Annotated in this window: 13 protein-coding genes and 1 tRNA gene; 12 read left to right on the top strand and 2 right to left on the bottom strand. The window is 38.0% G+C overall.

What is annotated here, in order from left to right; translation table 11 throughout:
• Nucleotides 1-623 precede the first annotated feature (623 nt).
• From CYAN7822_RS13565 to CYAN7822_RS13530, 8 genes are all read left to right on the top strand, one after another.
• On the top strand, nt 624-1358 hold the full coding sequence (locus CYAN7822_RS13565) for a chemotaxis protein CheW (protein WP_013322840.1): 735 nt from the start codon (nt 624-626) through the stop codon (nt 1356-1358).
• 6 nt (nt 1359-1364) lie between these two features.
• Nucleotides 1365-3851, top strand: coding sequence for a hybrid sensor histidine kinase/response regulator (locus tag CYAN7822_RS13560; protein WP_013322839.1), 2487 nt, complete (start codon nt 1365-1367; stop codon nt 3849-3851).
• Nucleotides 3852-3935: 84 nt separating this feature from the next.
• Complete coding sequence (locus CYAN7822_RS39055) at nt 3936-6062, top strand: BsuBI/PstI family type II restriction endonuclease (protein ID WP_013322838.1); 2127 nt, start codon at nt 3936-3938, stop codon at nt 6060-6062.
• Nucleotides 6063-6157: 95 nt separating this feature from the next.
• Nucleotides 6158-7339, top strand: coding sequence for a PP2C family protein-serine/threonine phosphatase (locus CYAN7822_RS13550; protein WP_013322837.1), 1182 nt, complete (start codon nt 6158-6160; stop codon nt 7337-7339).
• A gap of 1 nt (nt 7340) precedes the next feature.
• Nucleotides 7341-8381, top strand: coding sequence for a chemotaxis response regulator protein-glutamate methylesterase (cheB, locus tag CYAN7822_RS13545; RefSeq protein ID WP_013322836.1), 1041 nt, complete (start codon nt 7341-7343; stop codon nt 8379-8381).
• Nucleotides 8382-8401: 20 nt separating this feature from the next.
• Entirely contained in the window at nt 8402-8977 is a 576-nt protein-coding gene (locus tag CYAN7822_RS13540) for a slr1658 family protein (RefSeq protein ID WP_013322835.1), read from the top strand.
• A 61-nt stretch (nt 8978-9038) separates the two neighbouring features.
• Complete coding sequence (locus tag CYAN7822_RS13535; RefSeq protein ID WP_013322834.1) at nt 9039-9389, top strand: slr1659 superfamily regulator; 351 nt, start codon at nt 9039-9041, stop codon at nt 9387-9389.
• 4 nt (nt 9390-9393) lie between these two features.
• Entirely contained in the window at nt 9394-9879 is a 486-nt protein-coding gene (locus CYAN7822_RS13530; protein ID WP_013322833.1) for a HAMP domain-containing protein, read from the top strand.
• 125 nt (nt 9880-10004) lie between these two features.
• Here the strand turns inward: CYAN7822_RS13530 and CYAN7822_RS13525 are convergent, their stop codons facing one another.
• Nucleotides 10005-10820 (bottom strand): inositol monophosphatase family protein, encoded by an 816-nt coding sequence (locus CYAN7822_RS13525; RefSeq protein WP_013322832.1) that lies wholly within the window; start codon nt 10818-10820, stop codon nt 10005-10007.
• 145 nt (nt 10821-10965) lie between these two features.
• The gene (locus CYAN7822_RS13520; protein ID WP_041933245.1) at nt 10966-12057 is read right to left on the bottom strand and encodes an RNA-guided endonuclease InsQ/TnpB family protein; all 1092 of its coding nucleotides are present in this window, start codon (nt 12055-12057) and stop codon (nt 10966-10968) included.
• Nucleotides 12058-12244: 187 nt separating this feature from the next.
• Between CYAN7822_RS13520 and CYAN7822_RS13515 the strand changes: the two genes are divergently transcribed.
• The 4 genes from CYAN7822_RS13515 to CYAN7822_RS13500 all read left to right on the top strand — a co-directional run bounded on the left by CYAN7822_RS13515 (nt 12245) and on the right by CYAN7822_RS13500 (nt 13913).
• A tRNA-Ser gene (locus CYAN7822_RS13515) sits at nt 12245-12331 on the top strand.
• 201 nt (nt 12332-12532) lie between these two features.
• Complete coding sequence (locus CYAN7822_RS13510) at nt 12533-12862, top strand: phosphoenolpyruvate carboxykinase (ATP) (RefSeq protein ID WP_157871812.1); 330 nt, start codon at nt 12533-12535, stop codon at nt 12860-12862.
• A 141-nt stretch (nt 12863-13003) separates the two neighbouring features.
• A complete protein-coding gene (locus CYAN7822_RS13505) occupies nt 13004-13495 on the top strand; it encodes a hypothetical protein (RefSeq protein ID WP_013322830.1) in 492 nt (163 codons plus the stop codon).
• Between the two features lie 97 nt (nt 13496-13592).
• A complete protein-coding gene (locus CYAN7822_RS13500; RefSeq protein WP_049802551.1) occupies nt 13593-13913 on the top strand; it encodes a GlcNAc-transferase family protein in 321 nt (106 codons plus the stop codon).
• Nucleotides 13914-13977 lie beyond the last annotated feature (64 nt).

Below are 13977 nucleotides of genomic sequence, written 5' to 3'. Positions count from 1 at the left end.
AAGTACCAAAATACTCTCTGCTTTATGTATCTTCCGAGCCAAATTGCTATCAAGTCAAGATTGTGGAATTAGATGTCTAATAGGGGGTTAAATTGTTATATTACTGGAAAAAAAGGCATATTTTTGGGATAAAATCTTCAAAAAAAATTCTAGATATGATTTTCAGCAGATATCATCGGTTTACTTAGAGAATAATCTCTTTCCCAAAATAAAAGATAAGAGGCGCTTAAGAGACGGCTTATCTTAAACACCTCTAAAGTCGTCAATATACTCAAAATTTTACAATAAATTCCTCAAATTTTGATGAAATTAAGATGAATTTTTGCCGAGTTTTAACAAGATTTGATAAAGTAATCAACCAAAAATCTTGTCTATTCTTTATTAATTAGGTAATTTTACTGTTTACCTAAGAAGGCTATGGAAACGAGGCTTTATAGTACAAAAAAACTCATAAAAGTCCGGCTACAGGAATAGCTAATTTGGCTATCCAGGTTCTGGAGTGATAGTAAAATAGAGAGAGGTTCAAAAATGTTTGATGTCTTGAGCGATGTCTGAGCCAGATCACAGAAACATTTTTAATTAAATATTTTTGGCTTTTTTCTTAAGTATTTTCTGAGTTATTGATGGAATTAATTACTAATAATTGCTCAAATCAAATTGGAATTAGTGGCGACAAATCTTGTCCTCAGTTAAAAGAGGTAATTCACTGTCGTAACTGTTCAGTCTATTCATCCATTGGGCGGGCTTTATTTCAACGAGAAGCACCAGCAGGGTATTTAGAAGAATGGGCAGATTTACTAGCACCACCTTTTCCGCAAGATGCTCAACAAACTAACACTTCAAAAGAAGCCGCTACTTCGGTCATTATTTTTCGGTTAGAGGAAGAATGGTTAGCTTTACCCGTTGATATTATTAAAGAAATTACGCAAATTTTGCCGGTTCATACTTTACCTCATCGGAGTAATAGTATATTAAGAGGGATTGTTAATATTCGAGGAGAACTTATTACTTGTATGGCTTTAGAGAATCTTTTACAATTAAAAAGAAGTCAGGATAAAAATCAAGATAATTTATCTAAAATAAAGCAAGACTCTGTAATTTATCAACGAATGATCGTGATCAAAATTCAAAATTATCGTTGGGTATTTAAAGTAGATGAACTAGATAGAATTAACCGATTTGATTCTAAGGATTTTGAAAATTCTCCCACTGCCCTAGCTAAAAATCCCAATATTTATACTAAAAAAATTATTAGCTATAAATCTAATAAAGTCAATTATTTAGATACAGAATTGTTATTTTATGAATTATTATTTCATACATATTCTAAACCTCAATCAAATAAAAATAATGAATAAATAACTATGGATAGTGGCTTTGATACGAGTAAATTTTCTATGTTAGATTTATTTAGCATAGAAGTAGAAACGCAAACAGAAATTTTGACGGATAAGCTGTTAGCACTGGAAAATCATCTGCGACAGTCTCAGATACCATCTGATCTAAACCTTATTTTAGAAGCTTTAATGCGAGCATCCCACTCTATAAAAGGAGCCGCTAGAGTAGTACAAATAGAAGTGGCTGTCAAAATAGCTCACCTAATGGAAGACTGTTTTACCACAGCCATGAATGGAACAATCCCTCTAAATTTATCCCAAATTGATCAATTATTACAAGGGGTAGATTTTTTACAGCAATTGAGCAAAGTTAGAGAGAAGAATTTAGAAAATTGGTTATCACAACATCAACAACAAGCAGAAAACATCATTAATGCTCTTGTAATTGCACCTGTTGCTCCACAAGAACAAAAACAGTTAAACCCGGCTCCACAACAAGAAATTTCCCCAGCCATCATAGAAGCGAAAGCTTACCCGGTTTCATCCACATCAGAGGATGCAATCGTGATTGACACCGTCTTATCTAATGAAGTTGAAACTGATGAATTAGAACCCAAGGTATTCTCGAGTTTAGCACCACAACGAGAAGAAGATCAAAGTTATCTAGATTTATCTTCACTATTTTTAGATCAAGAAACCCTTCCCACAGCACAACAAGTTAAAGAAACGCTCTCATCTGCACTCTCGTTGATTTCTACAGCCCCCCCTGACAAAACTCGCTTTGTGCGAGTCAGTAGCGATAACTTAAACCGTTTGATGGGGTTAGCTGGAGAAGCATTAGTAGAAGCAGGTTTTCTAAACCCTTTTGCCGATTCTCTGTTAAATCTTAAGAAAAAACAACTGGAACTCTCTCAACTTTTAGAAAAATTAGACAGTGTTTTATCGAAAACTCACTTAACAGTAGAAACAGAAACTTATTTAAAAGCTATCCAGCAAAAAGAACGAGAATGTCGGGAAACATTGGGGGAGCGGCTGGTAATTTTAGAACAGTTTGCCTATCGTTCACTCAACCTATGTGATCGTCTGTATCGAGAAGTAATCGCCTCTCATTTACGTCCTTTTTCTGAGGGAGTACAGGGGTTTCCTCGCATGGTACGAGATATTGCCAAACAACTCAATAAAAGTGTGAAATTAGAAATTATTGGCAAAGGCACTTTAGTAGATCGAGATATTCTCAAAAAACTTGAAGCTCCCCTCACTCAAATGTTGAGAAATGCCATTGATCATGGGATAGAATTCCCTGATGAAAGAGCGGCTCTCCTAAAACCTTCTCAAGGAACAATCCGGCTTGAAGCCGCTCATCGGTTTGGTATGTTATGCATTACTTTAGCCGATGATGGGAGAGGAATAGACTTAGAGCAAATACGCCAGAGAGTCATAGATAAACAATTAGTTAAACCCGATTTAGCCCAACAATTAACTGACAATGAACTGCTAGAGTTTATCTTTTTGCCAGGTTTTTCTACCTCGGCGGCTGTGACGGAAATTTCCGGGCGAGGTGTAGGACTAAATATTGCTAAAACTATGGTAGAAGAAGTTGGAGGTAATCTTCAAGCTACCACAAAACCCGGTAAAGGCATCAGTTTTCATTTTCAACTGCCCTTAACTTTATCAGTAATTCGCACACTTTTAGTGGAAATTTCTGGAGAACCTTATGCCTTTCCCCTGACTCGGATCGAGCAAGTTGTCATGCTCAATGCCCATGAGATTTTTTCCCTGGAAAACAGGCAATATTTTAGTTTAAATCTACAAAATATTGGGCTAGTTAGAGCCGATCAAGTTTTAGAATTATCTCCGTCTAAAGTTCCCTCTGAAGTCTTATCAATTATTATTTTAAGTGACCAATTCAACCGATATGGCTTAATCGTTGATCGATTTTTGGGAGAGCGTAATTTAGTGATCAGACCTCTCGATACTCGATTAGGAAAAATACAAGATATAAGCGCGGCCGCCTTGTTAGAAGATGGGTCTCCTGTGCTAATTTTAGACGTTTTAGACCTCATGCGTTCTATTGATAAATTATTCAGCAGTAGTGAGATTAAGCAAGCTCAGTATGATTTTGAGAATAATATTCTTGAAAAACCGAAAAGAATTCTCGTGGTGGATGATTCAATTACCGTTAGAGAGATGGAAAGAAAACTTTTAGAAAATCACGGCTATCAGGTTGATTTAGCGATGGATGGGATGGAAGGATGGAATGCTGTAATCAGTGGGGACTACGATTTAATTATTACCGATGTAGATATGCCTCGGATGAATGGCATTAAATTAGTGGCCCAAATTAAAAAACATCATCAGTTACAAAAAATTCCGGTCATTATTATTTCCTATAAAGAACGACAGGAAGATCGTCTTCAAGGTCTAGAAGCGGGAGCCGATTATTATTTAACTAAGAGTAGTTTTCATGATGATACTTTTATTAATGCGGTAGTGGATTTAATTGGTAAAGCTTAAGAAAAATTCACTAATCGCCAATTATGATAAACTCAAATTAATTTATCTATCTGATGCCATCCCTATCAAACTCCTAACTCTAGTATGAAAACTGAACAAGAAAAAGGAATTACTGACATTTCTTATCAGGAATTTATTAATAGAGAACTAACAAAGGATATTCTTAATGATGAAAATCCTTTAGTAATTGATTTATTTGCCGGTTGTGGAGGACTGGCTTTAGGTTTTGAAGCGGCAGGTTTTAAAACCACAGGTTATGAAATGTCCGAGGAGGCTTGTGCTACCTATCAATACAATTTGCACGGCAGATGCGAGAACATAACCTTAACTCGTTATCCGACTCTAATAGATAACCCTAAAGTAATTATTGCTGGTCCACCTTGTCAACCTTTTAGTAAAGGGGGATATCAGCTTGGACTTTTAGATAGCCGAGATGGTTTTCCTATTTTTCTTGATGCTGTGGAACGCTACCATCCTAAAATCGCTTTATTTGAAAATGTGCAAGGAATGTTGTACCGCAACAAGAGGTATTTTGAGGAGATTGTAGCGACTCTTTCAACTAATGGTTATTTCGTAGAATGGAAAATTTTAAATGCCTCTGATTATGGTGTACCTCAACGCCGCCAAAGACTATTTTGTGTTGCTCATCAATCTGTTTGGAAATGGCCCGCTCAAACCCATTTGCACCATCCTTATACAGCAGGAGAGGCATTAGGAGAATTAGCATTGATTGTACCAGCAAAGGCCAAATTTCTTACCCTTAGTCAAGACCAATATATACAGAGATACGAAGCCGCATCTAAATGTATTAACCCTAGAGATATTCATTTAAATGCGCCTTCTAGAACCGTTACCTGCCGTAATTTAGCCGCAGCTACTGGAGATATGTTACGTATTCGTTTAGCCGATGGACGGAGAAGGCGGCTTACAGTACGTGAAGGTGCTAGACTGCAAAGTTTTCCAGATTGGTTTGAATTTTTTGGCACAGAAGACAGCCAATATCAGCAAATTGGTAATGCAGTGCCTCCTCCTATTTTAGCTAAGGCTTTGGCTCTTTCTGTGAAAGCTTGTCTTAAGGCAGAGGAACAAGGATTAAGAACAGAAATTTCGCCAAGTTATCAGCCTCAGCAACTCACATTAAATTTTATACGGGAAAACCCTCAAATCTCCTCAAGAAAAACCCAAAAAACTCGCCCACGAATCGCGCAAAAAAAATATATGGAACCTAAAATAGAAGAAGCTTTACAGATTCTTAAAGCGGTAGGAATACCAGTGGATTCCCAAACTCCAAAACGAAAGCTACGTTTAGCATTAACTCTTCTGGCTGTCGCCAATCTTAAACCAGAAAGTAGTTGGACTGAAGCTTGCTATTGGCAAGGGACAAAATCTTGGGCTTTAACCACAAGAGAAATTATCATTTTTTGGAATAATAACTATTTAGAAGTTTTAGGAAAACCTCTTTCGAGTGGTTCCTATGATGATGTTCGTCGCAAAGATTTAGCGCTTTTAATCCCTTCGGGTTTAGTGCTGCGGAGTGCGGCTAACCCAAATGCTAGTACCAATGACCCGACTCGTCGCTATGCAGTTTCAGAAGATGCTAAAGATATTTTACTGACGTTCGGAACACCTCAATGGCAAGAAAATATCAATGCTTTTCGGGAAAAATACGGCGTTTTAGCAGAGCGATTATTTAGAACTCGACAACAAAATCAAGTGCCTGTAACACTCCCTGATGGAACTTATATAGAACTCTCTCAAGGAGAACATAATCTTATTCAAAAAGCTATTATTGATGAATTTTTGCCTCGTTTTGCTCCGGGTGCTGAGGTACTATATATTGGGGATTCTGCTAAGAAAGTTTTAGTCAGAAAGGATGAAAGATTATTGCAACTAGGTTTTTTTGAATTAGAGCGTGATTTACTTCCTGATGTTGTCGCTTATGATCCAGTGAGAAATTGGCTATTTTTAATAGAAGCAGTACACTCATCTAATCCTATCTCTCAAATTCGACATTTAAATTTAGAAGAATTAACCCAAAACTGCACAGCACCGAGAATTTATGTAAGTGCATTTAAAAATCGAGCCTCATTTCGAGAATGGGTTTTAGAAATTAGTTGGGAAACGGAGGTTTGGTTAGTAGAATCTCCAGATCATTTAATACATTTTAATGGAGAAAAATTTTTAGGCCCCTACAATCAACCAAATTCATAGATTGATGTTTCAATTTCAAATAATTAACCACAAGGTAGCACAGATCAACTAGGCTAAAAGATAAGACTGCCTATTGCTATAGAGTATCACCCACCTTGAGTAACCCTCAGATTACCGTTCTACTCATAGACGATCAACCCATCATCGGCGAAGCGATCCGCCGAATACTTGCCGCAGAAATTAATATTGCCTTTCACTACTGTAGCGATCCTACCCAAGCCCTCAAAATTGCTCAAAAAGTCCATCCAACCGTGATTTTACAAGATCTCGTCATGCCGGATATGGATGGGTTGTTGCTGGTGCGTTTTCTACGCGCTAAAGATGCCCCCACGCGAGATGTTCCTTTAGTTGTCCTTTCTAGCAAAGAAGACCCTACCATCAAAGCTAAAGCCTTTGCCCTAGGAGCCAATGATTATTTAGTGAAATTGCCGGATGCGGCAGAATTGATTGCTCGCATTCGCTATCATTCTAACGCCTATATTAACTTTCTTAAACGCCAAGAAGCCGAAGAACGCCTCAAAGAAGAAAATCTCCGCCTCTCGGCTGAACTGGATGTTACCCGAAGAATTCAACAGATGATCCTCCCTAAAGATACTGAACTTAATCAAATTGAAGGTTTAGAAATTGCCGGATTTATGGAACCGGCTTCTGATGTAGGAGGGGATTATTATGATGTTCTTTATCATAACGGTAGCGTTAAAATCGGCATTGGAGATGTAACCGGTCATGGGTTAGAAAGTGGTATGGTGATGCTAATGGTACAAACCGCTATCCGAACTTTATTAAATCAAAATGAAACCAATCCCATTCAATTTTTACAAGTTCTTAACCAAACCATCTATGACAATGTACAACGGATTAACTCAGATAAAAATTTGACGTTGATTTTACTTGATTATCAAAATAATCGAATCCGTTTCAGTGGACAGCATGAATTTATCATCGTCGTGCGTGCTAGTGGTAAAGTAGAATTAATTGATACTTTCGAGTTAGGATTTCCCGTAGGACTAGAAGAAGATATTACCGACTTTATCAGCGAAGCCGAAATTTACTTAAATCCGGGTGATGGGGTTGTTCTTTATACTGATGGAATTACCGAGGCAGAAAATGAATGGGGGGAGTTATATGGAATAGAACGATTATGTGAAATCATCAGCGAAAACTGGCAAAAAACCGTTAATGAGATTAAAGAGATGATTATTAATGATGTCCGTGAACATATTGGCAAACAGCAGGTTTATGATGATATTACTTTGCTGGTCTTAAAACAAAAATAAGATGAGAATAGCGATTGTTAATGACACAGCAAAGATCGTGGAATCTCTGCGGCGAGTGATCGCTAAGGTTCCAGATTATCAGGTTGCTTGGGTAGCTAGAGATGGACGGCAAGGAATCAATCAGTGTATTACTGATCCGCCCGATGTAATTTTAATGGCTGTCCTCATGCCGCATCTAGATGGCGCTAAGACGACTCAAGAGATTATGATAAAATCTCCCTGTGCAATTTTAATGATCACAGAAAATTTAAAACGGGATTCAGCTAAAATTTTTGAAGCGATGGGTTATGGAGCTTTAGATGTGGTTCATCTGCCCATGCTAGGAACTGAAGTAGAGCCAGAAATGACTGAGATTTTACTGGATAAAATTGCTATGATTGGCACTTTAACAGGAGTCAATAAAAAGCGTAGGAGATATTTACCCCCTCATCGATCTTTGAGTTTAACTTCTGTTCCTCTGTTAGTGGTTATTGGTGCATCCACTGGAGGACCAAAAGCGCTCGCTTGCATATTATCTCATTTACCGGCTAATTTGCCGGCAGCGATCATCATTATTCAACATTTAGAGCGTCAATTTGTGCCTAATTTCGTTGAATGGTTGGATCATCAAACTCCTTTAACGGTATTAGAAGCAGGCGAAGGAAGCCGCCCAGAAATGGGTAAAGTTTTGTTAGCTGGTACAAACGATCATCTATTATTGCTCCCCGATTTGACGGTAACATACACTAAGGAGCCACAAAATTATCCTTACCGTCCAAGTGTAGATGTCTTTTTTAAAAGTGTTGCTCAACACGTTCAAGGTAAAGGAATTGCTATACTTTTAACGGGAATGGGGAAAGATGGGGCCCAAGGGTTAAGTCAGTTACGTTCTCTGGGATGGCATACCATCGCACAAGACCAAAAGACCTCTGTGGTTTATGGAATGCCAAAAGCGGCTGTACAGTTAAATGCGGCTACTCATGTGCTACCCATTGATGAGATCGCGCCAATGATCACAAAACTGACTCAGGTGTGGAACTCGTTCGGCACCGCGTATCCTTAATATTTGTGCATGGCCAAAAAATGAGACAAATTTTTGGTGATTTTAGGGAAGATTTACCAGAAAAGTGTTTAATGATTAGCTTTTCACCTTGTTCTGTTCCCCTACAGCAGCGTTGGTGTAATAATGGGTTAGCGGCAGATTTTGTTGCTAATTATTTGGCAACTTTTTTCCCTCCTAGTGAGGATGACCCCAAGAGTGTTCAACGGCAAGCTAATCTAAAAAGTGCTATTAGTTATATTGCTAATGAATTATTGGAAAATGCTACTAAGTTTCATGATGAAACCTCAACGCTTCCCATTCAGTTTGGCACTTATTTACTGCAAAACCTTGTGATTTTATTTGCTACTAATTGTACTTCTAGTTCCGTCGTGCATAAGTTAGAATCAGTGATTGAAACCTTAATTAATTCTGACCCAGAAGAATTGTATATTCAGCATTTGGAAAACCTAGCTGAGGATGAAAATTCGATGAATTCTGGATTGGGATTTTTGACGATAATTCAGGATTATTTAGCTAAAATAGGATGGAAAATAGAGCCACTTCAACCGGATTACAATTTAGTGCTTGTAACAACGATGGTTCAAATTACGGTCTAAATCAATGATTTGAATCATCTCTTCAGCCGCCGAGCGCTCGATGAATTAGGAGATATACACAATGGAAATTCAATCGGAAAATTACCATATTGATTATGATCCCCAAACAATGGTTATCAACTTTAGAGGTTCATTTAGGTTAAATGGAATGAAGGATTATGGGCCGATCATCGAGTTTTTAAATAAAGTGGCAGCCGAAGAACCGCCGCTCATTATTCTGGATTTACAAAAATTGGAATTTTTAAATAGTTCGGGAATCAGTATGTTATCTAGATTTATTATTAATGTGCGAAAAAAACAAAAAAGTAATATGGTAGTTAAAGGGTCTAAAAAAATTGATTGGCAAAATAAATCTTTAAAAAACTTACAGCGTTTAATGCCTAGTCTAGTTCTCGAATTAAATGAGTTGTAAGCCAATGGAAAATAACGAGTTAAATCAAGAAGAATTAACTAAAAAAGTCGAAGAACTTCAGCAAGAAATAGAGTCTTTAAAGATAGATAAAGCTGATTTAGAAATTGTCTTGGAAACCATTACCGAACATTCCACTAATTTAGAAAATGAAATTTATGGCAAAAATGAAATTTTAATGAAATATTTGAAGCAGGTAGAAAAAATTACTCGGGCGGCGGCGGCGATCGAACAAGGAACATTTGAAATAGAAAGTTTAAACGAAGTGGCGGCACGCGATGATCAACTAGGGCAACTAGCCCGGGTATTTCAAAATATGGTAAAGCAAATTAAAGAGAGAGAAGAAAAGTTAAAACAACAAGTTGAAGAGTTAAAAATAGAAATTGATAAAACAAAAAAGGATAAACAGGTAGCTGAAATTTTAGAGACGGATAATTTTAAAAATTTAAAACGTAAGTTGAACCGGCTTAAAAACAAGCAGAACAAAGATTAATGGAAAATAACTCTATCTCGCGCCAAAAAAGCAATTTTTTTGCATGGGTGAGATTCACTGAATAATTTCTGTAAAGACGTTGTAGGCTGGGGTGCGGAACGCTTTCCGCACAACGTCTCTAGGGTTCAATTTGAGTTCGCTAAAAACTCCACTAAAGGTTTAAATACAGGCACTAATTCTTCACGACTGACCACTAGACAAGGAAATGAATTTTTACCATAATTTTGTCCTACAGTCAAGGGAAAAATTTCCGTTTTGTCTAAAGCAATAAATGCTCCGCCTGCGGCTTGGAGAATAACCCAAACGGCGGCAATATCCCAAATTTTCGGCGTAGCTTCCACCCCACCTAAAGCCGCACCAACGGCCACCAGCAAAATATTATAACTGGCTACCCCAATCATGCGAATCTTACAAGGAAAAGGCTGTTTTAGAACATCAATACTACGAGCGCAGAGATTAAACAGATGACTTTTTGAAGGCGCATCTGTACTGGTATGAATGGGTTCTCCATTTAAATAAGCGCCTACAGGTCCAATTAAACCCGAATTCTCTAACCAATAGCCATAATAAGAGTGATTTAACAGAGGCAAATAGACATATCCAAAAACGGGAGTACCTCGATACAATAATCCTAGCGATATTCCCCAAATGGGCACACCTCGGGTAAAGTTAGTGGTGCCATCAATGGGATCAATAATCCAACACCAATCATTAGCGGGGAAAATATGGCTAGTTTCTTCGCCCAAAACACCATGATCTTTAAATGTAGCTGTGATGGCCTGGGTAATTTCTTCATCGGCCCAACGATCAGCTTTAGTGACTAAACTGCCATCTTCTTTTTTAGTAGCCTGTAATTTGCCAAAATCAGCGATTAACTGACTACCTACTCTTTTTGTGGTCGTCTCGGCTAATTGTAATACCTCTGTCCAAAAATTTTCCATCGATTAATCTGTTTTGAGTATATGAATGATGAACAGTGCGTCCCTTTTCCCATCTTCTGCTGTGGAAAACTTAGACAATTATAGACACTCGTCTATTTTTGATGTTTCCTACCTGTATCATCGGGAGCATAGGAGCGGTTATCCCTCAAGCAGGCTTAGTCGTCTCAGCCAAACGACTTATATTAATCGAAGCGTTTAAATCACGATCTATTGAAAAGCCACAACTATCACAATTAAAAACTCTATCAGATAGTAAGAGTTTTTCTTTCTTACAACCGCAATTTGAGCAAGTTTTTGAACTAGGGAACCATCTAGAAGCTAACAATAACTCCGAACCAAACTTATCAGCTTTATAGGTCAATTGCCTTTTGAATTCATAAAATCCACAATCAGCAATAGATTGCGATAGTTTGTCTAATGATAGCATTCCTTTAACGTTTAAATCTTCCATTACTATAAGCTTGTGGTTTTTAGCGATATAAGTAGTAATTTTGTGAAGATTATCATGTCGAACGTTCTTAATCTTAGCGTGATATCTTGCTAGTTTGATTTGGGCTTTAAGAAGGTTATTACTTCCTTTAACTTTACGAGAATATGATCTAGACAGCTTTTGGAGCTTATTTAAATTTCTTTTGTAATGCTTTTGATTGGGGAAAACCTTGCCCGTGCTTAAGGTAGCAAGAGTTTTCACCCCCAAATCTACACCTACTACCTCATATTCCTTATTTGTTGGCTTTTTATCTTGTTCATATGTAAAAGAAATAAACCATTCATCGGCCGTCCTAGAAATAGTGAACTTTTTACAAGTCGTGTGGGGAAGCGCTTCATAAGTTTTAACCCAACCAATAGTTGGTAGTTTTAAAGAACGTCCTCCTACATTTAAAGGCTTACCACCATTATCGAGCGTAAAAGAGTCATGTTTTCCCTTTTTCTTGAATTGGGGTTTTTCTCCAATTCCTTGAAAAAATCGGCTAAAAGCCTGGCCTAGGTGTTCAAAAGCATACTGTGTTATCTTTTGGCAAATTCCTTTTTCTTTTATCCAAGCATATTCGGCTTTTAAATGCTTGTTGAAAAACTTTTTAAGTAGGTATATATTAGGCTTCAATCGGGATTTATACAAGTCATTCCAAGTAGCCAACCCCCAATTATAGGTAAAACGCGCTATGCCAGCGTGTTTAGCCATAAGGGTTTTTTGACGCTTATTTAGTTTGAGCTTTGTTTTGATGGAAAGAAGCACCCCGCGACCTACCTATTTATTAAAAATTCTATTTTGACACAGATCTCCCTAAAAGTTGAGCAAATCATCTGGCTTGTACATTTTGCTCGTCGGGTAGGATTATCGATAATTGTACCAGATTATCTATAAAAAAGCTTTCTTAAGAAACCTCACCAATAGAGTACAATTAAAATTAGCAAGCTTTGCTGGAGAGGTGGCAGAGTGGTTGAATGCGGCAGTCTCGAAAACTGCTTTGTCTTTTCGGGCAACGAGGGTTCGAATCCCTCCCTCTCCGTACCAAAATCAATACATATATATCAATATTTTCAGCTTTCTCATCTGTGCTTCTAACTTTTCACGAGATCTCTAAAAGCAGTTATGAGAAAGAAAAATTTAAAGGTTAAAAAGAGGTTTTTCGGCGATTTTGGCGATTTTTTAGCAATTAATTCGAGTTTTATAGATTTTTAACTCGGATTTGTGCTTACAAGTTGGATTGTTGGTACAAGATAAGTTATTTGTCCATGCGGGAGTAGTGGGATGGCGAGGACGAGCAATAGTTATTCCTGGCCGTAGTTTTAGCGGCAAAACTACCTTAGCCGCAGCATTGGTCAAGGCGGGTGCTATCTACTATTCTGATGAGTATGCAGTCATTGACCGAGATGGCTTAGTTCATCCTTACCCAAGACCGTTGTGTATTCGGGAAGGAGTAGGAGAGCAAATTAAGCGGCGAAAATGCTCTGTAGAGGAACTGGGAGGTCAAGCGGGAACGGACCCAATACCAGTGGGGTTAGTGGTTCATACTAAGTACCAATTAAATGCACAGTGAATTAAAGAGTATGTAGCGCGACCCGTTGGGATATCTGGTGTTTCACGGCGGAAAATACTGAAAACGGCAACCTTAGCGGGTGGGTTTGCCCTTGGTTCTTTATTTCCTTTAGTTAAGTCGGTAGTTGCTCCAGCACCGGCTATGGCGCAATCAGGTCCAACACCCCCACCAACTCCAACACCCCCACCTCCAACTCCAGATTTGAGAACAAAACTAGGGTATACATTTGAAAATGTAGATGGCAATATTGTAGGCTCTTTTGAAACAACACCACTACCTCCAAATGATTTTTTTGGTGATTCTAAATTTGGAGGCGATATTAGCTTTCCTGATGATTTATCTGAGGGAGAGTTTAACTTTGAATCTACCTTAGAAAAAACTGGTGATACGTTTTCAAACTTGACTTCTTTTACAGCCGATACACTGTTTGGTCCACTGACGTTCAGCCCACTAGTTAATCTTGAAAACGTAGTGCCACAAAATTTTCCCGCTAATGGACTGGGAATTAATCTAAAAACACCAGATGGTGGTATTGAGATAAACGTTGGACTTACAGCAAATTTTCGTTTGGATGGATTTGAACCAAAGATAGATTCATTTGCAGCCGGGTTTAAAGTTTCAATTAAGTATTGAACCCAGTCTCATGTCCTGTTCCTGAGTAAACACTGTCCTTGAGGATAACTTAAGGGTAGTTTAATCATTTTCTTTCAGTTCATAAAAAACAAAAGTCATGGACACGATTTTTATTCAAATCGCTTCTTACCGAGATCGTGAACTCGTTCCTACTGTATTAGATGCGCTCGCACAAGCCGCACACCCCGAACGTCTCAGTTTTGGGATTTGCTGGCAGTATCAAACCGAAGAGGAACTTCAATATATAGAACCCCTTAAAAACCTTAAAAATTGTCGAATTGATGCAGTCAGTGCGGCTCAATCTCGCGGAGCCTGTTGGGCACGTTCGAGAACTCAAAAATTATGGCGAGGAGAACGATATACCTTGCAAATTGACTCTCATATAGTTACTAATTTTCTAGTCAAATCTTACACTTGACTAATCCACTAGCTTTGTACGGTTTGACCCGTACTGGATGAACTACAACACCACGCCAGTTGCT

It is taken from the genome of Gloeothece verrucosa PCC 7822 (assembly GCF_000147335.1).
GTDB lineage: Bacteria > Cyanobacteriota > Cyanobacteriia > Cyanobacteriales > Microcystaceae > Gloeothece > Gloeothece verrucosa.
The sequence above is the reverse complement of the archived record's forward strand: the minus strand, read 5'-3'. Positions and strand labels throughout refer to the sequence as shown.

Bases quoted from the DNA above. Each gene is read 5' to 3' on its own strand.
- cheB (WP_013322836.1), top strand. From the start codon at position 7,341: ATGAGAATAGCGATTGTTAATGACACAGCAAAGATCGTGGAATCTCTG.
- CYAN7822_RS13540 (WP_013322835.1), top strand. From the start codon at position 8,402: ATGAGACAAATTTTTGGTGATTTTAGGGAAGATTTACCAGAAAAGTGT.
- CYAN7822_RS13530 (WP_013322833.1), top strand. From the start codon at position 9,394: ATGGAAAATAACGAGTTAAATCAAGAAGAATTAACTAAAAAAGTCGAA.
- CYAN7822_RS13500 (WP_049802551.1), top strand. From the start codon at position 13,593: ATGGACACGATTTTTATTCAAATCGCTTCTTACCGAGATCGTGAACTC.
- CYAN7822_RS13505 (WP_013322830.1), top strand. From the start codon at position 13,004: ATGGCGCAATCAGGTCCAACACCCCCACCAACTCCAACACCCCCACCT.
- CYAN7822_RS13535 (WP_013322834.1), top strand. From the start codon at position 9,039: ATGGAAATTCAATCGGAAAATTACCATATTGATTATGATCCCCAAACA.
- CYAN7822_RS13525 (WP_013322832.1), bottom strand. From the start codon at position 10,820: ATGGAAAATTTTTGGACAGAGGTATTACAATTAGCCGAGACGACCACA.
- CYAN7822_RS13565 (WP_013322840.1), top strand. From the start codon at position 624: ATGGAATTAATTACTAATAATTGCTCAAATCAAATTGGAATTAGTGGC.
- CYAN7822_RS39055 (WP_013322838.1), top strand. From the start codon at position 3,936: ATGAAAACTGAACAAGAAAAAGGAATTACTGACATTTCTTATCAGGAA.
- CYAN7822_RS13560 (WP_013322839.1), top strand. From the start codon at position 1,365: ATGGATAGTGGCTTTGATACGAGTAAATTTTCTATGTTAGATTTATTT.